The following is a 17,198-nucleotide window of genomic DNA, read 5'->3' on the forward strand; positions in this document are numbered from 1 at the left end:
CGGCACTCAAGAAAAGTGGGGGGAGCGTCCGATTCGGACGGAACGAAACCAGGAGCAAGGCAGATGGCTTCAGAGAAAGACGCGCAGACCATCGCGCGCGACACCGCCGCCAAAGGCCGGAATGTTGCCGAGGACACCACCCGCCGCATGGCGGAAACCGCCGCGGAAACGACCCAGCGCGGCGCCGATACGGCCAGCGACATGATGGGAAAGGCGACCCAGGTGGCCGGCCAGGTCGCCGGCCAGACCTCCGATCAACTCAACCGCATGATGGGCCTGTCCGCACAAGCCCAGGGCGAGGTCGCCCAGCAGGCCCGCGAGAATATGGACGTCATGACGCAGTGCGGGTCCGTGCTGATGGACGGGATGCAGTCCATCATGCGCGAATGGATGGGCTTCGCCCAGGAGGCCATGGCCCGCAACGCGGAAGGCATCAACGCGATGATGCGCAGCCGGTCGGTCCAAGACCTCTACGCCGCGCAGAGCAGCATGGTCAAAGACGAGATGGAACTTCTGCTGAACCGCAGCGTCAAGGTGTCGGAGCTGTCGGCAAAAACCGCGAACGACGCGGTGCGGCGGCTGAACGCGCGGGCCGAAGGGGCCGCGCGCCACGTTCGCCGCAGCGCCTGACGCTTCACCAACGATCCATCCTGGCCTTGCGCCCCCGGACCAGTCGGTCCAGGGGCGTTCTTTTTTGTGCGCGCGCGGGTCACTTCGCGACGATGCGGCCTTCGACCTTCGGGGCGACCGTCTTCTTCGCCTCCACGTAATCCATGACCATCGTCGCCATCAGCACGGCGCCGGAGGCATCCACCACCGTCCGGCCGCGGGTCAGCGCGGCGTAGCCGTCGCCGCCCTTCAGCATGTAGTCGTTGGTCGCCACGCGGTAGGTCCGGGCGGGGTCGAGCGGCTGGCCGCCCACCGTCACGCCGGTCACGCGTGTGCCCGACGGCAGCTTCGGGTCATAGGTGAAGGTCAGGCCCGACACCTGGGGGAAGCGCCCGGCCTTGTCCTCCACCTTCGACACGCCATGCTCCAGCGCGGCCAGAATATCGGCGCCGGACAGCAGCGTCAGCACGGCGACGTTGCCGAAGGGCATCTCCGCGAAGATGTCCTTGCGGGTCAGCGAACTGCCTGCCGGGTGCAGCGTGTCGGCGCGGATGCCGCCGCCGTTGGTGATGGCGACGTCGGCCTTCAGCCCGTCGCGCAGCGCGTCGGCGATCAGGTTGCCCATCGTCGTCTCCTGCGAACGGACGACGTCCTTGCGGCTGTCCAGGTCGGTTTCCGTCCGCCCGATCACCCCGGCCAGCGTGGTGTCGAGCTGGTCGGTGTAGCGTTTGACCAGCGCTCCGACCTCCGCGTCCGGGGCCACTCCGGCGGTGCTGACGAAGCGCCAGCCGGCGGGAGCGACGGTGGTCGCCGGCCCCTTGTCGGTCGCTTTGGTGCTGACCGCCAGATCGATGACGCCGAGATAATGGCCGTCCGCCCCGGCCTTCAGGATCAGGGTCGATCCTTCGTAGAAGCTGATCGGGTCGTGGTCGTGGCCGCCCAGCAGCAGGTCGATGCCCTTCACCTTGACGGCCAGATCACGGTCCTCCGTGATGGTCTGGTGGGTCAGCGCCACGACGACGTTCGCCCCCTCGTCGCGCAGCGCCTTCACCGCCAGGGCCGCGGCGGCCTGCACGTTGGTGAAGGTGGCCTCCGCCCCTCCACTGGACAGATGCGCGGTTTCCGGGGTCAGGATGCCCAGGAAGCCGACCTTGACGTCGCCGACCGTCTTCGTCCAGGTGGCGACCGAGCCAGGAAGCGGCTGGCCGTCCGGACCGGCGATGTTGGTGCCGATCCAGGGGAACCTCGATTCGGCGATGCGGGCCTTCAGCACCTCCGTGCCGAAGTCGAACTCGTGATTCCCGAAGCCGACGACGTCCACGCCCATGGCGTTGAACAGGTCGGGCATCTGCGCCCCCTGCATTGTTCCGGAGAGCAGGGAGGGAGAGAGGAAATCGCCGCCCACCGTGGTCAGCGCTCCGGCGCTGCGCTCCCGCTCCGCCTTCAGCACCGTCGCCAGCGGGGCGAAGCCGCCGCGACCCTTCACCGGGGAAATCTCGTAGATGTCGTTGAAGTGCAGGAAGGTCACGGTGCCGTTCTGCGCGGCGGCGAGTGTCGGGAAAAGCAAGGTGCCGGCAAGAGCGGCGGCCCCCGCCAGCGTGCGAATCCGGGTCAGCATCGATCTCGTCTCCCTGGGGAAGTTGAAAGGCTTCCTTCGCGTCCTCGCACTGTACGCTGTCCCGCGACGCGGCGCATAGCCGCCTTGCACCGCTTGATTTCGCTTTGATTTCGCTGCCCCCGCCGCTCATGAACGGGGCATCCGCTTTCACCGACGTGGCCCCTCGATGCGCATCCTGGTCGTTCAGAACAACCGAAACGCCCCCGCCGGACTCGTCGGGGACGCGCTGACCGAGTTCGGCGCGACGCTGGTCACCGTCGCCGCGGACGAAGGGGAAGCGCTCCCCGCCACGCCGGAGGGCTATCACGGGCTGCTGGTTCTCGGCGGACCGCAGGACGCCTGGAACGATGGGCAGGGGCCGCACTTTCCGCAGGTCATGGAGTTGATCCGCGCCTTCGCGGCGGAGGAGCGCCCGGTGATGGGCATCTGCCTGGGCGCGCAGTTGGCCGCCCGTGCCTTCGGCGCCCGTGTCTACCGCCATTCGGTGGCGGAGATCGGCGTGGGCGCAGTCCGGCTGTTCAACGCCGCTTTGGACGATCCACTGCTCGGTGGGCTGGCGCCGGAACTGCACATGGTGCAGTGGCACTACGACACCTTCGAGTTTCCCGAGGGCGCCGTGCCGCTGGCCTGGAGCGACGCCTGCATGCGTCAGGCCTTCCGGCTCGGTCGCAACCTCTACGCCTTCCAGTTCCACCCGGAGGCCGACGCCGCCATCGTCCGCGGCTGGGCCGAGAAGTTCGGCGTCGACTCGCGGGAGCGCAACCGGGCCGTCCTCGACGGGCTGGACGCGGCGCTGGAGCGGCACCTGCCCGCCGCCGGGACGGTCGCCCGGACGATCTCCCGCCGCTGGCTGGATCTGGTGATCGAACGGGCCGCCTGACCTTACCCGCGAAGCTCCGCCAGCAGGTCCGGCGTGTCCACGTCGTAGAGGATGCCGCCGTCCTCCACCGGCACCTCGACCACCTGATCGGCGTGGGTGGCCAGCAGGGCCTTGGCCCCGGCGTCGCCGGAGAGCTTCGCCATCTCCGCGAAGAAGCCGCGGTCCCACAGGACCGGGTTGCCGCGCTTGCCATGGACGGTCGGGACGCAGACGGTCCGGCCCTCCAGCGGGTTGTAGGCGGCGATCAGCCGGTCGATGGCCTGCGGCGTGACGCGCGGCATGTCGCCGAGGCACACCACCACACCGTCGATATCCGCCGGCAGGGCGGCCAGCCCGGCGCGCAGCGAGGCGCTGAGCCCGTCGGCGAAGGACGGGTTGTGGACGATGGTCAGCGGCCGACCGGCCAGCGGGGCGGACACCGCCTCCGCCATGTGGCCGGTCACCACCACCACCGGCTTGGCCTGCGAGGCCAGCACCGATTCGACCGTGCGGACGACCAACGGCTCCCCGCCGACGTCGGCGAGCAGCTTGTTGCTGCCGCCCATCCGGCTCGACCGCCCGGCGGCCAGCACCAGCGCGGCGATGCGCGGCGCGCGGGGCGGCTCCACCGCAGCGGCGCCGGCGCGGGGCAAGGGACGGCTGGGGATTTCAGCCAGAAGGCCGCCCACCCCCATGCGCATCACGTCGGCCCGCGTCACCGGAATGCCGGCGGCGATGCGCTGGAGCACCCAGTCGAAGCCGTTCAGTTTGGGCGACCGCGCGCAGCCGGGCAGGCCGAGCACCGGCGTTTCGCCGATGCGGGCCAGCAGCAGCAGGTTGCCGGGATCGACCGGCATGCCGAAATGCTCGATCACGCCGCCCGCCCGCTCGATGCCCGCCGGCAGCACGTCGCGCCGGTCGGTGATGGCCGAGGCACCAGCGATCAGCAGCAGATCGACGCGCCCCGCCGCCGCGATGGCGTCGGCGAGCGCCGCCTCGCCGTGGTAGCAGCGCGAATCGCGGACCAGCCGCCCGCCCATCGCCTCCAGACGTTGCCGCGTCACGGTCACGGTTTTGTCGAGGACGCTGTCCTTCACGCCGGGCAGGCGGGTCTGGATCAGCGCGGCGGTCAGCGGACGGAAGGGGGCGACGCGCAGAGCCGGCACCCCGGCGGACGCCTCGACCTCCGCCCCCTCCACCGCGCCGCGGGGGGCGGCGAAGGGGATAATCTTGACCGTGGCGACCATCTGGCCGGGCTCGACCGGCGCGAAGGCGGGCAGGGTGGCGACCGTTACGCTTTCGTCGATGAGGTTCAGCGCGTTGATCCGTTCGATATCCGGAACGAACAGGCCGCGCGATTCGGCGAACAGGTTGACGCGCCCGGTGAAGGCGGCGCCGACGGTGATCTCCTGCCCCTTCAGGGCGGCGGCGATGCGGGCGGCGGCGGCGTCCTCGCCCACGTCGTCAGGACCGGGCTTGGCGACGGTCACCGTGGTAAGGCCGGCGTCGCGCAGCGCCGTCACGTCCTCGGCGCTGAGGACGCGGCCCTTCTTGAAGCTGACGGAGCCGCGGCGGACCGAATGCGCCAGAATGGCGCCCTCCAGCTCCCGCAAGGGCAGCGGGCCGAAAAACATGGTGATGAACTCCTGTCAGGCCGCGCCGGCCTTGCGCCGTACGGCGGTGATCTGGGCCATGACCGATAGGGCGATCTCCGCCGGGGTCACGGCGCCGATGTCCAGCCCGACCGGGGCATGGATGCGCGCCAGCTCCGCGTCGGTCATGCCCCGTTCCTTCAGCCGTTCCAGCCGCTTGGCGTGGGTGCGCTTGCTGCCGAGGGACCCGACGTAGAAGGCCGGGGAGCGCAGCGCCACCAGCAGCGCCGGGTCGTCCAGCTTGGGGTCGTGGGTCAGGGTCACCACGGCGGTGCGGTTGTCGATCGCCAGAGCGGACAGCGCCTCGTCCGGCCAGGCGTCGTGCAGGGAAACGCCGGGGAAGCGCGATTCCGTGGCGAAGGAGCCGCGCGGGTCGATCACCGTGACGGCGTAGCCGGTCAGCGCGGCGAGGGGGGCCAGCGCCTGGGCGATGTGCACAGCGCCGACCACCAGCAGGCGCAGCGGCGGGTTGTGGGTCTGGACGAACAGTTGGACGCCGTCCTCCTCCTCCTCCAAATCGCTGACGAGGCCGGAACGATCCTGGCGCAGCCGCTCCCGCACCTCCTCCAAAAGGTCGTCCTCCAGCCCGAAGCCGCCGTGGACGGCGTCCTCGTAGACGAGAGTCTGCAGACCGGTGCCGAGGTCGGTGACCAGGGCCACGGGACGCCCGGCCTTGCGGGCGGCCAGCAGCCGTTCGGTGATGTCGCGCTTCATTCCACGGCCTCGACATAGACCTGCACCCGGCCGCCGCAGGCCAGCCCGACCTCCCAGGCCATTTCGTTGCTGACCCCGAACGAGATCATCCGGGGCTCGCCATCCTCCATGGTCTTGCGCGCCTCGTGCACCACGGCCCCCTCGATGCAGCCGCCGGAGACGGAGCCAATCATCGAACCGGCGTCGTCCACCGCCATTTGGCTGCCCACCGGGCGGGGGGAGGACCCCCAGGTGGCGACCACCGTCGCCAGGGCCACTTTTCGGCCCTCCGCGCGCCAGCCTGCGGCCTGCTCCAGAATATCGTCCTTCATGCGGCCTCCTTCAGCCACTTGCGCAGGCTTTCGGCCCGTCGCGGCCCGTCGCGGTTCAATGCGTCGGCGAGCCCGGCCAGACTGTTCAGGTTGTGCACCGGGCGGAAGTCGTCCACATGCGGCAACAGGGCCCGGATACCGCTGGATTTTGGTGCGAACCCCTCCCACCGCAAGAGCGGGTTCAGCCAGACCAGACGGCGGCAGCTCTTGTGCAGCCGTTCGGCCTCCACCGCAAGCCCCTCGCCGGCATCCCGGTCCAGCCCGTCGGTGATGAGCAGAACCACCGCCCCCTGGCCCAGGACCCGCCGCGCCCAGGTCCGGTTGAAGGCGTGCAGCGCCGTCCCGATGCGCGTCCCGCCTGACCAGTCCGCCACCGCCGCCGACACGGCGTCCAGCGCCACGTCCACGTCCTTGTGCCGCAGATGGCGGGTGATGTTGGTCAGGCGGGTGCCGAAGACGAAGCTGTGCACGCGGTCGCGGTCGTTGCTGAGCGCGTGCATGAAATGCAGCAGCATCCGCGAATAGCGCGTCATGGAGCCGGAGATGTCGCACAGCACCACCAGCGGCGGTGGGCGCGTGCGGCGGCTGCGCCGCGCCAGATCGGCCAAGTCCCCGCCGGAGCGCAGCATCCGCCGCAGCGTCGCCCGTGGGTCCACGCGCGGCCCCCGCGGGTCGGGGCGGTGGCGGCGGGTCGTCACCTCGGCCACCGGCAGGGCGATGCGGGCGAGCATCCGCTTGGCCTCGGCCATCTCCGCCGCCGACATTTTCTCGAAATCCTTCTCCTGCAACCGTTCCTGGGCCGAAACGGTGAAGGCGGCGTCCACCTCGATCTCCGACTTCTCGGGCCCCTCGGCCTCCGGCGCGGTGCCTCGCAGCGCGTCGGCGACGCGGCGGGACAGCGGGTCCTGAGTGTCCGGCGACTCCGTGCGGATGGTCGGCAGCATCATCCCCATCATCCGCTTTAGGATGTCCGGGTTGCGCCAGAAGACGTGGAATGCTTGGTCGAAGACCTCCCGCTGGTCGCGCCGGTTCACGAAGACGGCGTACAGCGCCCAATAGAAATCCGCCCGGTTGGCGATCCCCACCGCCTCCACCGCCTCGACGGCCTGGAGCAGCTTGCCCGGCCCGACCGGCAGCCCCGCCGCCCGCAGCGCCCGGGCGAAATGCATCAGGTTGATGGCGAGGCCGCCCTGCATGGCCGCTCACCGCGCCGTGCTGGCGGCGAGTTCGGTCTTGACCTGGGCCAGGATGCGCGCGGCTTCGCTGCCCTGGATGCGGGCGATGTCATCCTGATACTTCAGCAGCGTGCCCAGCGTGTCGTTGATGACCGAGGGCTCCAACTCCAGCTGGTTCAACTCCACCAGCGCCTGCGCCCAGTCCAGAGTCTCGGCCACGCCCGGCGCCTTGTAGAGATCCATGCCGCGCAGGCTCTGCACGACGCCGACGACCTGGGCGGCCAGCCGGGCGTCGGCGTTTGGTGCCTTCACCGCCAGGATGGCGCGCTCGCGCTCGGCGTTGGGGTAATCGACCCAGTGGTAGAAGCAGCGCCGCTTCAGCGCGTCGTGAATCTCGCGGGTGCGGTTGGAGGTCAGGATGACGATGGGCGGCTCCGGCGCCGTGACCGTGCCGAACTCCGGGATCGAGACCTGGAAGTCGGAGAGGATTTCGAGGAGATAGGCCTCGAACGGCTCGTCGGTACGGTCCAGCTCGTCGATCAGCAGGACGGGAGGACCGGCCAAGTCGGGTTCCAGCGCCTGGAGCAGCGGGCGCTTGATGAGGAAGCGTTCGGAGAAGATATCGGCGCCGAGCGCGTCCCGGTCGCGGTCGCCCGATGCCTCGGCCAGCCGGATCTCCATCATCTGCCGGGCGTAGTTCCACTCGTAGACCGCCGCGGCGACGTCCAGCCCCTCGTAGCATTGCAGCCGCAGCAGGCGCCGCCCCAGCGTGGCGGACAGCACCTTGGCGATCTCGGTCTTGCCGACCCCGGCCTCTCCTTCGAGGAACAGCGGACGCCGTAGCTTCAGAGCGAGGTACAGCGCCGTTGCCAGCGAGCGGTCGGCGACGTAGTTCCCCCGCCGCAGCAGGTCCAGCGTGTCATCGACGGAGGCGGGGAGGGTGTTGGGCATGGTTGGCGGGATGCCTTGCTGGGTGATGTGACCCCTCTCCCCTCCGGGGAGAGGGTGGCCCGGAGGGCTGGTGAGGGGGTAGCGCTTATGGGAAGACCGGCACAAGCGCACCCCCCTCACCCTAACCCTCTCCCCAGAGGAGAGAGGGGACTTTCAAGGTAATGGGACTTTTACCCGCACGCCTCGACCGCGCGCTTCGCCATCACCCGCACCAGATGGGCGCGGTAGTCGGCGCTGGCGTGGATGTCGGCGTTCAGCCCGTCCGCCGACACCGACGCGCCGTTCAGGGCGTCGGCGAGGAAGTCCTGGGCCAGCGCCGCCTCCATGTCGTCCGCCCGGAAGACCGACGGACCGGCGCCGGTCACCGCCACCCGCACCTCGCTGCCGAACACGGCCACGAAAACGCCGACGATGGCGTAGCGGCTGGCCGGGTTGCGGAATTTGGCGTAGGCGGCCTTGTCCGGCTTCTGGAAATGCACGGCGGTGACGATCTCGCCGGGCTCCAGCGCCGTCTCGAACATGCCGGTGAAAAAGTCGTCGCCGGCGATCTCCCTCCGGTCGGTCCGGACCGTCGCCTTCAGCGCGACGACCGCGGCGGGGTAGTCGGCGGAGGGGTCGGCGTTGCAGATCGACCCGCCAAGCGTGCCCATGTTGCGCACCTGGCGGTCGCCGATGCCCTCGGCGAGGCTGGCCAACGCCGGGATGACGCGCTGCACGACCTCAGAATGGGCGACCTGGGCGTGGCGGGTGAAGGCGCCGACGGTCAGCCCGCCGGCCTCCTCCCGGATGCCCTGAAGCTCCGGGATTTGGCCGAGGTCGATCAGGTCGCTCGGCCGGGCGAGGCGCTGCTTGAGCGTCGGCAGAAGCGTCTGCCCGCCGCCCAGCAGCTTCGGGTCCTCGAACTGGCCGAGCAGGGCGACGGCGTCGGCGACGCTCTTGGGGCGGTGATAGGTGAAGGCGTACATGATGTCTCCTCCCTCTTACTCGGCCGCCTGGGCGGGGGTGTGGCGCCGGATCGCCTGCCAGACCCGCTCCGGGGTCGCCGGCATGTCGAGATGGGTGACGCCATACTCGGACAGGGCGTGCACCACCGCGTTCATCACGGCGGCCGACGCGCCGATGGTCCCGGCCTCGCCGCAGCCCTTCACGCCCAGCGGGTTGTGCGTGCAGGGCTGGTCCTCGTGGTAGCGCACCGTGAAGGACGGCACGTCGTCCGCCCGCGGCATGCAATAGTCCATGTAGGACCCGGTGATGAGCTGCCCCGACTCCTCGTCGTAGACGCAGTTCTCGTAGAGCGCCTGCCCGATGCCCTGGACCAGCCCGCCATGGACCTGCCCCTCGACGATCAGCGGGTTGATGACCCGCCCGAAGTCGTCCACGGCGGCGAAGCTCGCCACCTGGACCACGCCGGTGTCGGGGTCGATCTCCACCTCGCAGACGTGGCAGCCGTTGGGGTAGGTGAAGTTCTTCGGGTCGTAGAAGGCCTGCTCGTCCAGCCCGGGCTCCAGCTCGTCGAGCGGGAAATTGTGCGGGACGTAGGCCTGCAGGGCGATGTCGCCGATGGTCAGGGCCTTGTCGGTGCCTGCCACGACGAAGCGCCCGTCCTTCACCTCGATGTCGGCCTCGGCGGCTTCCAGCATATGGGCGGCGATCTTCTTGGCCTTGCGTTCCACCTTGTCCATCGCCTTGACGATGGCCGACCCGCCGACCGCCAGCGAGCGGGAGCCGTAGGTGCCCATGCCGAAGGGGATCTTGCTGGTGTCACCGTGGACGATCTCCACGTTCTCGATCGGCACGCCGAAGCGTTCGGAGACGAGCTGCGCGAAGGTCGTCTCGTGCCCCTGCCCATGGCTGTGGGAGCCGGTGAAGACCGTCACCGAGCCGGTCGGGTGGAAGCGCACCTCCGCCGATTCGTACAGTCCGGCCCGCGCGCCGAGCGCGCCGGCGATGTTGCTGGGGGCGATGCCGCAGGCCTCGATGTAGGTGGCGAAGCCGATGCCACGCAGCTTGCCGCGCCGGGCGGACTCGGCCTTGCGCGCCGGGAAGCCGTCGTAGTCGACCAAGGGCAGGGCGATGTCCAGATTCTTGGCGAAGTCGCCGGTGTCGTACTGGAGCGCCACCGGGGTCTGGTAGGGCATGGCGCTGGCCGGCACGAAGTTGCGGCGGCGCAACTCCGCCTTGTCGATGCCCGTCTCGGCGGCGGCGACCTCGACCAGCCGTTCAATCAGGTAGCAGGCCTCCGGCCGCCCGGCGCCGCGGTAGGCGTCCACGGGCACGGTGTTGGTGAAGACCGCCTTGACCTCGGCGTAGATCGCCGGGGTCTTGTACTGGCCGGCCAGCAGCGTGGCGTAGAGGTAGGTCGGGATCGACGGTGCGAAGGTGGACAGGTAGGCGCCCATGTTGGCGATGGTCGCGACGCGCAGCGCCAGGAAATTGCCGTCCTTGTCCATCGCCAGTTCGGCGTGGCTGACATGGTCGCGGCCGTGGGCGTCGGTCAGGAAGCTCTCGGAGCGCTCGGCGGTCCACTTGACAGGGCGCCCGACCTTCTTCGCCGCCCAGGTGACGACGGCCTCCTCCCCGTAATGGAAGATCTTGGAGCCGAAGCCACCGCCGACGTCGGGGGCGACGACGCGCAGCTTGTGCTCCGGAATGCCCAGCACGAAGGCGCCCATCAGCAGGCGGATGACGTGCGGATTCTGGCTGGTGGTGGTCAGCGTGTGCTCGCCGGTCGCCCGGTCATACTCGCCGAGCGCCGCCCGCGGCTCCATGGCGTTGGGGATGAGCCGCTGATTGACCAGATCGAGCTTGGCGACATGGGCCGCCTGCGCGAAGGCCGCGTCCACCGCCGCCGCGTCGCCCAGATGCCAGTCAAAGCAGAGGTTGCCGCCGACGTCGTCATGGACCAACGGCGCGCCGCCTTCCAGCGCCTTCAGCGAGGTCACGGCCGCCGGCAGCTCCTCGTAATCGACCATCACCAGCTCGGCGGCGTCTTTCGCTTGCTCGCGCGTCTCGGCGATCACCACGGCGACGGCGTCGCCGACGTAGCGCGCACGGTCGCGGGCGATGGGGAAGTGCGGCGGCTCCTTCATCGGGGAACCGTCCTTGGAATGGATCTGCCAGCCGCAGGGCAGGCTGCCGACCTTGTCGGCCTCCATGTCGGCGCCGGTCAGCACGGCGATCACCCCAGGGGCCTGCAAGGCCTCGGCCGCGTCGATGCCGGTGATGCGGGCGTGGGCGTAGGGGGACCGGACGAAGACCGCGTGGGTCTGGCCGGGTCGGTGGATGTCGTCGGTGTAGGTGCCGCGCCCGGTCAGGAAGCGCGCGTCCTCGCGCCGGCGCACGGAAGCGCCGATGCCGTTGGGGTTCGCCATCTTCGTGTTCCTCCCATGAGAGCCTTTTTCCGACCTTTATTCGGCGGCGGCCTTCATCGTGCCGCCCTGCATCGCCTCCGCCCCCGCCATCACCGCCTTGACGATGTTGTGGTAGCCGGTGCAGCGACAGATATTGCCCTCCAGCCCTTCGCGGACCTCATGCTCGCTGGGGGAGGGGTTGGCCGTCACCAGATCGACGGCGCTCATCACCATGCCCGGCGTGCAGAAGCCGCATTGCAGGCCGTGATGCTCGCGGAAAGCCGCCTGCATCGGGTGCAGCGTGCCGTCGGCCGCCGCCAGACCCTCGATGGTGGTGACCGCGGCGCCGTCGGCCTGGGCGGCCAGCATGGTGCAGGACTTCACCGACCGCCCGTCGATGTGGACGACGCAGGCGCCGCACTGGCTGGTGTCGCAGCCGACATGGGTGCCGGTCAGGCCGAGCTGGTCACGGAGGAAGGTGACCAGCAAGGTCCGCTCCTCCACCTCGCGCGAGACCGCCTTTCCGTTGACGGTCATGGAAACGGTACACGGCATCCGCTGTCCTCCCATTGTTGGTGACGTTCTGTTGCCCCGACCTTCGCGACGCTTCGTTCGACGGCTCTTCCAAATCTGCGGGATAAAGTGTGGTGCAGGACCAACCGGAACAAGGATAGGGGGGCGTCGTCCTATCCGGTCAAGACGCCGTTCGGCCTCCTCCGAAGGGAGAGTGCGTGTACCGAACCGCCGCGTTTCTTTCGGATCCTACGGACTGGCGGACCCACCGCCCGCAAGTTAGGATACCCAACAATCCGGCGCAAACCAAAGCGTCTTACGAACGATCCGAGACGGACAGCCTTTTGGGAGGGAAGTAGAATGAAGCGTTTCCTGGCCGCGGTCGGCGTCTGCATGCTCATCGCGCTGCCGGCCCAGGCCGAGCAGTTCGTCACCGTCCTGACCGGCGGCACCAGTGGCGTCTATTACCCGCTGGGCGTCGCGCTGTCGGGCATCTACGGCAAGGCCATCCCGGGGGCCAAGGTCACGGTCCAGGCGACCAAGGCCTCGGTGGAAAACCTGAACCTCCTCCAATCGGAGCGCGGCGAGATCGCCTTCTCGCTCGGCGATTCGCTGAGCGGCGCCTGGAAGGGTGACGAGGAAGCCGGTTTCAAGACCAAGCTGACCAAGCTGCGCACCGTCGCCGCCATCTATCCCAACTACATCCAGATCGTGGCGAGCAAGGATTCCGGCGTGAAGACGCTGGCCGACCTGAAGGGCAAGCGGGTGTCGGTCGGCGCGCCGAAGTCGGGCACCGAGCTGAACGCCCGCGCGATCTTCGCCGCCGCCGGGCTGGGCTACAAAGACTTCTCCAAGACCGAGTATCTGCCCTTCGCCGAATCGGTGGACCTGATCAAGAACCGGCAGCTCGACGCGACGTTGATCTCCGCGGGCCTCGGCGTGGCGGCGATCAAGGATCTGGCGACCTCACAGGACATCACCATCGTGTCGATCCCGGCCGACGTGATCCAGAAGGTTGGCGACCCGGCCTACATCGCTGAAACCATCCCGGCCAACAGCTACAGCGGCCAGAGCGAGCCGGTGCCGACCGCGGCGGTGCGCAACCTGCTGGTCACCCACGCCGGCGTGTCGGACGACGCGGTCTATGCAATGACCAAGGCGATGTTTGAGAATCTCGACGCGATGGCCGCGGCCCACGCCGCCGCCAAGCAGATCAAGTTGGACGCGACCACCATCCAGTCGCCGGTGCCGCTGCATCCGGGCGCCGAGAAGTTCTACAAGGAAAAGGGTCTGATGTAAGCGCGCCCCGTCGCCCCGGGAATCCCGTGCGATGAGCGCATCCTCCCAAGACGCGGACAACAAGATCCGCCAGGCCATCGACCGTGAGAACCCCTCCACGGTGGTGGCCTTCGAAGGCGTGGCGGGCAAGGCCGTCTTCGCCATCGCGGTGGCCTTCTCGGTGTTCCAGATCTGGACGGCGGCGTTCAACCCGCTGTCCAGCATGGTCGTCCGCTCGGTCCATGTCGGCTTCCTGCTGCTGATGACCTTCACGCTGTTCGGCTTCCGGCAGGACGCGGAGCGGCGCAGCGTGCCCTGGTACGACTGGCTGCTCGGCATCGGCGCCTTCGCGCTGGGTCTCTACCATTACGTGTTCGAGGTCGACCTGATCCAGCGGGCGGGCGATCCGAGCATCACGGATCTCGTCGTCGGGGCCGTCACCGTCGCCCTGGTGTTCGAGGCCGCCCGGCGCATCATGGGATGGGCGCTGCCGATCATCTGCGGCGTCTTCATCCCCTACGCTTTGTTCGGACGGCATCTGCCCTTCGGGCTGGCCCACCGCGGCTACGACATCGATCAGGTCATCGACAATCTGTACCTGTCGACCGAGGGCATCTACGGCACGCCGACCTTCGTCTCGGCGACCTTCATCTTCCTGTTCATCCTGTTCGGCGCCTTCCTGGAGCGCGCCGGCATGATCAAACTGTTCAACGACGTGTCGCTGGGCCTCGTCGGCTCCTCCAAGGGCGGGCCGGCGAAGGTGGCGGTCGTCTCCTCCGGCTTCATGGGGACGATCAACGGCTCGGGCGTGGCGAACGTGCTGACCACCGGCCAGTTCACCATCCCCCTGATGATGCGCTTCGGCTACCGCCCGGCCTTCGCCGGGGCGGTCGAGGCCACGGCCAGCATGGGCGGGCAGCTCATGCCGCCGGTCATGGGGGCGGCCGCCTTCATCATGGCCGAGACCATCGGCGTTCCCTTCAGCGACATCGCCATCGCCGCGGCGATCCCGGCCATTCTCTATTTCGGCAGCGCCTTCTGGATGGTCCATCTGGAGGCTGGCAAGCGCAACCTCGTCGGTTTGCCGAAGGACCAGTGCCCCAGCGTGTCCCGCGCGCTGGTCGAGGGCTGGTACCTGATCCTGCCGCTGGCGGCGCTGGTCTATCTTCTGTTCTCCGGCTTCACGCCGCTGTTCGCGGGGGTGATCGGCATCGCGTCGACCATCGCGCTGATCCTCGGCACGACAATCGTCGGCTCCATCGGGCCGATGGCGCTGCGCGTCGCCTTCTGGGTGGTTCTGGGTCTCGTCGCGGCGGCGCTGTGGAGAATGGGCTGGCGGACGGAGCATCTGGCCTTCGCCATCGTCGGGCTTCTGGTCATCCCCTGCCTGATCGTAAGGGGCGGGCGGGAGACGCTGGCAATGCTGGTGAACAGCCTCGCGGACGGCGCCAAGAACGCCGTTGGCGTGGGGGTGGCCTGCGCGCTGGTGGGTGTGCTGATCGGGATGCTGACGCTGACCGGTCTGGCCTCGAGCTTCGCCGGGACGATTGTTCAGCTTTCCGGCGGCAACCTGCTGGTCGCGCTGATCCTCACCATGCTGGCCTGTATCCTGCTGGGCACCGGACTGCCGACGACGGCCAACTACATCGTCACGGCGGCCATCGCGGCGCCGGCCCTGCTGCAGATGGGCGTGCCGCTGATCGTGTCGCACATGTTCGTCTTCTACTTCGGCATCATGGCCGACCTGACGCCGCCGGTGGCGCTTGCGGCGCTGGCGGCCTCGTCGATCTGCCGGGCAGGACACATGCAGGTCGGCTGGATCGCCACGCGGATCGCCATGGCCGGCTATGTCGTGCCCTTCATGGCGGTCTATTCCCCCGCGCTGATGCTCCAGACCACCGATCCGCTGGCCGTCGCCTACGTCCTGATCAAGGCGCTGATCGCCATCGGGCTGTGGGGAGCGGCGACCATCGGCTTCTTCTGGACGCCTCTCAACCTGGTGGAGCGGGTGTTCGCGGCGGCGGCGGCCTTCCTGTTCGTCGTGGCGCTTCCGGTGACCGACGAGACCGGATTCGTCATGACGGCGGCCTTCCTGCTGTGGCAGCGCCATCGCCTGCGCCGCGTGGGGCGGAGCAGCGCCCCGGCATGAGTGCAGCGTTATGCCTGTCGGCGCTCGGCGGGGCGGTTCTGGCCGCCCTGCCGGGTTCCGCCTTCACCCTGTCCTGGACCCATTCGGTGGAGAAGACCGAATGGCGGGAGGAGTGGCGCATCGCGGACCGGCGTCTCGTCCTGACCGAAGCCCGTGTGAAGGGGGGCGGCGCCGGGATGGAGCCGCCCGCGGGCGCCCGCTTGGCCGCTGGCTGGTGGGTTTGGGTGCCGGCGGTGCCGCCGTTGGAACGGGTGGTCCTGGCCGCTTCCTCCTTCACACCGGACCACACACTGTGCGCGGGCGGAGCGTGCCGTCCGCTTCACGGCTGGATCGGCGGGCCGGTCCCGAGTCCCCTCGAACTCAAGCCCTGCGGCTAGAGACACGTTATTCACGCACGGCCGATAAGGAAATTCCGAAGGGGCGTTCCGGCTTGGCTTAGCCCTTTCGGAGACGCATACTTCAGTAACTGATATTACAGATGAATGCGTGTTATGACCGACGCCCGACCGACCCGACATCGCCCCACCGGTTCCCTGACCGCCCCTTTGGCCGCCCTGGCGGGCCTCGCCGCCGCCGGACTGCCGGGGCTGGCCCTGGCGGCGGAGGCAACGGGCGCACCACATCTCGACGGGCGCGACCTGAATGTCTTCTGGGTAATTCCCTTCGTCGGAATTCTGCTGTCCATCGCCCTGATGCCGCTGCTGGCGCCGTCGTTCTGGCACCATCATTTCGGCAAGGTCGCCGCCGGTTGGGCCATCGCCTTCCTGCTGCCCTTCGCGTTGACCTTCGGGGCCAGCCTCGCTACCTACGAGCTGCTGCACACCCTGCTCCTCGAATACATTCCCTTCATCGTGCTGCTGACCGCCTTGTTCACGGTGGCGGGCGGCGTGCGGATCTGCGGAACGCTGGTGGGAACGCCGCTGGCGAACACGCTGGGGCTGGGGCTGGGCACGCTGCTGGCGAGCCTCATGGGAACGACCGGTGCCTCAATGCTGCTGATCCGGCCGCTGATCCGCGCCAACGAGCACCGGCGGCACAAGGTGCACACCGTCGTCTTCTTCATCTTCCTGGTGTCGAACGTCGGCGGCTCCCTGACGCCGCTGGGCGATCCCCCGCTGTTCCTCGGTTTCCTGAAGGGGGTCGGCTTCTTCTGGCCGACCGTCCACCTGTTCTGGCCGATGATGCTGGTAGCCGGTTGCCTGCTGGCGATCTACTTCCTGGTCGACCTCTACCTGCACACCAAGGACCCCGGTAAGCATCCGCTGATCGAGGGCGTGCATGAGCGGGAGCCGGTGCGCATCGAGGGGGCGGTCAACCTGCTCCTGCTCGTCGCCATTGTCGGCGCGGTGCTGCTGAGCGGCGTCTGGCATCCGGGGGTGGGGGTGGAGATTTATCACATCCAGGTGCCGCTGGAGACGATTGTCAGCAACCTGCTGCTTCTCGGCATCACCGGTGTGTCGCTGGTACTGACCAGCGCGCGCAGCCGCCGCCTGAACGCCTTCACCTGGGGGCCGATCCTGGAGGTGGCGAAGCTGTTCGCGGCGATCTTCCTGACCATCATCCCGGCCATCGCCATCCTGCGGGCCGGCACCGATGGCGCGCTGGGCGCCATCATCGCGGCGGTGAACCAGGACGGCCAGCCGGTGCCGGCGGCCTACTTCTGGGCGGCGGGCATCCTGTCGAGCTTCCTCGACAACGCACCGACCTACCTGATCTTCTTCAACACCGCGGGCGGCGACGCGCAGGTGCTGATGACCGACCTAGCCGTGACCCTGGCGGCCATTTCGGCGGGTGCCGTCTTCATGGGCGCCAACACCTACATCGGCAACGCGCCGAACTTCATGGTCAAGGCCATCGCGGAGGAGCGCGGCGTGGCGATGCCGAGCTTCTTCGGCTACATGCTGTGGTCCTTCGGCATCCTGGTGCCGCTGTTCGTTCTGGTGACCTGGGTGTTCTTCGTCTAGGTCCCCCACAAAAGGCCGGCGGGCGGCGGCGAAGTGCCGCCTGCCGCCCTTGTAC

At 68.7% G+C, this 17,198-nt stretch carries 15 protein-coding genes; 6 read left to right on the forward strand and 9 right to left on the reverse strand.

The features are described from left to right. The first annotated feature begins 63 nt into the window (after positions 1-63). Positions 64-630 carry a phasin family protein gene (locus ACWPXE_RS14150; RefSeq protein ID WP_237903608.1) on the forward strand — a complete coding sequence of 189 codons (567 nt, stop codon included), beginning with the start codon at positions 64-66 and terminating at the stop codon, positions 628-630. 79 nt (positions 631-709) lie between these two features. Here the strand turns inward: ACWPXE_RS14150 and ACWPXE_RS14155 are convergent, their stop codons facing one another. Beyond that, entirely contained in the window at positions 710-2,227 is a 1,518-nt protein-coding gene (locus ACWPXE_RS14155) for a bifunctional metallophosphatase/5'-nucleotidase (protein WP_454018351.1), read from the reverse strand. 166 nt (positions 2,228-2,393) lie between these two features. On the opposite strand from ACWPXE_RS14155, the gene ACWPXE_RS14160 reads away from it, so the two are divergent. Continuing rightward, the gene (locus ACWPXE_RS14160) at positions 2,394-3,107 is read left to right on the forward strand and encodes a type 1 glutamine amidotransferase (protein ID WP_454018352.1); all 714 of its coding nucleotides are present in this window, start codon (positions 2,394-2,396) and stop codon (positions 3,105-3,107) included. 2 nt (positions 3,108-3,109) lie between these two features. Here the strand turns inward: ACWPXE_RS14160 and ACWPXE_RS14165 are convergent, their stop codons facing one another. From ACWPXE_RS14165 to ACWPXE_RS14200, 8 genes are all read right to left on the reverse strand, one after another. Then, complete coding sequence (locus ACWPXE_RS14165) at positions 3,110-4,720, reverse strand: NTP transferase domain-containing protein (RefSeq protein ID WP_454018353.1); 1,611 nt, start codon at positions 4,718-4,720, stop codon at positions 3,110-3,112. Between the two features lie 15 nt (positions 4,721-4,735). Next, the gene (locus tag ACWPXE_RS14170) at positions 4,736-5,452 is read right to left on the reverse strand and encodes an XdhC family protein (protein WP_454018354.1); all 717 of its coding nucleotides are present in this window, start codon (positions 5,450-5,452) and stop codon (positions 4,736-4,738) included. Then, positions 5,449-5,763 (reverse strand): XdhC family protein, encoded by a 315-nt coding sequence (locus ACWPXE_RS14175; protein WP_035673760.1) that lies wholly within the window; start codon positions 5,761-5,763, stop codon positions 5,449-5,451. The genes ACWPXE_RS14170 and ACWPXE_RS14175 overlap by 4 nt, the downstream gene beginning before the upstream one ends. Further along, entirely contained in the window at positions 5,760-6,959 is a 1,200-nt protein-coding gene (locus ACWPXE_RS14180) for a vWA domain-containing protein (protein ID WP_454018355.1), read from the reverse strand. Before ACWPXE_RS14180 ends, ACWPXE_RS14175 begins: the two co-directional genes overlap by 4 nt. Before the next feature lie 6 nt (positions 6,960-6,965). Further along, positions 6,966-7,889 (reverse strand): AAA family ATPase, encoded by a 924-nt coding sequence (locus tag ACWPXE_RS14185; RefSeq protein ID WP_454018356.1) that lies wholly within the window; start codon positions 7,887-7,889, stop codon positions 6,966-6,968. A gap of 170 nt (positions 7,890-8,059) precedes the next feature. Beyond that, positions 8,060-8,854 carry an FAD binding domain-containing protein gene (locus tag ACWPXE_RS14190; protein ID WP_454018357.1) on the reverse strand — a complete coding sequence of 265 codons (795 nt, stop codon included), beginning with the start codon at positions 8,852-8,854 and terminating at the stop codon, positions 8,060-8,062. A 15-nt stretch (positions 8,855-8,869) separates the two neighbouring features. Further along, complete coding sequence (locus ACWPXE_RS14195) at positions 8,870-11,260, reverse strand: xanthine dehydrogenase family protein molybdopterin-binding subunit (protein ID WP_454018358.1); 2,391 nt, start codon at positions 11,258-11,260, stop codon at positions 8,870-8,872. A gap of 36 nt (positions 11,261-11,296) precedes the next feature. Beyond that, positions 11,297-11,794, reverse strand: coding sequence for a (2Fe-2S)-binding protein (locus ACWPXE_RS14200; RefSeq protein ID WP_035673773.1), 498 nt, complete (start codon positions 11,792-11,794; stop codon positions 11,297-11,299). 318 nt (positions 11,795-12,112) lie between these two features. On the opposite strand from ACWPXE_RS14200, the gene ACWPXE_RS14205 reads away from it, so the two are divergent. The 4 genes from ACWPXE_RS14205 (at position 12,113) to ACWPXE_RS14220 (ending at position 17,143) form a co-directional block, all read left to right on the forward strand. After that, a complete protein-coding gene (locus tag ACWPXE_RS14205; RefSeq protein ID WP_454018359.1) occupies positions 12,113-13,051 on the forward strand; it encodes a TAXI family TRAP transporter solute-binding subunit in 939 nt (312 codons plus the stop codon). 31 nt (positions 13,052-13,082) lie between these two features. After that, on the forward strand, positions 13,083-15,179 hold the full coding sequence (locus tag ACWPXE_RS14210; protein WP_454018360.1) for a TRAP transporter permease: 2,097 nt from the start codon (positions 13,083-13,085) through the stop codon (positions 15,177-15,179). After that, entirely contained in the window at positions 15,176-15,556 is a 381-nt protein-coding gene (locus tag ACWPXE_RS14215; protein ID WP_454018361.1) for a DUF1850 domain-containing protein, read from the forward strand. Before ACWPXE_RS14210 ends, ACWPXE_RS14215 begins: the two co-directional genes overlap by 4 nt. 114 nt (positions 15,557-15,670) lie before the next feature. Further along, positions 15,671-17,143: a sodium:proton antiporter gene (locus tag ACWPXE_RS14220; RefSeq protein WP_454018362.1), complete on the forward strand. Its 1,473-nt coding sequence runs from the start codon at positions 15,671-15,673 to the stop codon at positions 17,141-17,143. Positions 17,144-17,198 lie beyond the last annotated feature (55 nt).

Source organism: Azospirillum sp. Marseille-Q6669 (assembly GCF_965111635.1).

What these genes read in the sequence shown, in the direction of transcription:
- ACWPXE_RS14205 (WP_454018359.1), top strand. Translation starts at nt 12,113, where the DNA reads ATGAAGCGTTTCCTGGCCGCGGTCGGCGTCTGCATGCTCATCGCGCTG.
- ACWPXE_RS14155 (WP_454018351.1), bottom strand. Translation starts at nt 2,227, where the DNA reads ATGCTGACCCGGATTCGCACGCTGGCGGGGGCCGCCGCTCTTGCCGGC.
- ACWPXE_RS14195 (WP_454018358.1), bottom strand. Translation starts at nt 11,260, where the DNA reads ATGGCGAACCCCAACGGCATCGGCGCTTCCGTGCGCCGGCGCGAGGAC.
- ACWPXE_RS14215 (WP_454018361.1), top strand. Translation starts at nt 15,176, where the DNA reads ATGAGTGCAGCGTTATGCCTGTCGGCGCTCGGCGGGGCGGTTCTGGCC.
- ACWPXE_RS14220 (WP_454018362.1), top strand. Translation starts at nt 15,671, where the DNA reads ATGACCGACGCCCGACCGACCCGACATCGCCCCACCGGTTCCCTGACC.
- ACWPXE_RS14150 (WP_237903608.1), top strand. Translation starts at nt 64, where the DNA reads ATGGCTTCAGAGAAAGACGCGCAGACCATCGCGCGCGACACCGCCGCC.
- ACWPXE_RS14210 (WP_454018360.1), top strand. Translation starts at nt 13,083, where the DNA reads ATGAGCGCATCCTCCCAAGACGCGGACAACAAGATCCGCCAGGCCATC.
- ACWPXE_RS14200 (WP_035673773.1), bottom strand. Translation starts at nt 11,794, where the DNA reads ATGCCGTGTACCGTTTCCATGACCGTCAACGGAAAGGCGGTCTCGCGC.
- ACWPXE_RS14170 (WP_454018354.1), bottom strand. Translation starts at nt 5,452, where the DNA reads ATGAAGCGCGACATCACCGAACGGCTGCTGGCCGCCCGCAAGGCCGGG.
- ACWPXE_RS14175 (WP_035673760.1), bottom strand. Translation starts at nt 5,763, where the DNA reads ATGAAGGACGATATTCTGGAGCAGGCCGCAGGCTGGCGCGCGGAGGGC.
- ACWPXE_RS14160 (WP_454018352.1), top strand. Translation starts at nt 2,394, where the DNA reads ATGCGCATCCTGGTCGTTCAGAACAACCGAAACGCCCCCGCCGGACTC.
- ACWPXE_RS14185 (WP_454018356.1), bottom strand. Translation starts at nt 7,889, where the DNA reads ATGCCCAACACCCTCCCCGCCTCCGTCGATGACACGCTGGACCTGCTG.
- ACWPXE_RS14190 (WP_454018357.1), bottom strand. Translation starts at nt 8,854, where the DNA reads ATGTACGCCTTCACCTATCACCGCCCCAAGAGCGTCGCCGACGCCGTC.
- ACWPXE_RS14180 (WP_454018355.1), bottom strand. Translation starts at nt 6,959, where the DNA reads ATGCAGGGCGGCCTCGCCATCAACCTGATGCATTTCGCCCGGGCGCTG.
- ACWPXE_RS14165 (WP_454018353.1), bottom strand. Translation starts at nt 4,720, where the DNA reads ATGTTTTTCGGCCCGCTGCCCTTGCGGGAGCTGGAGGGCGCCATTCTG.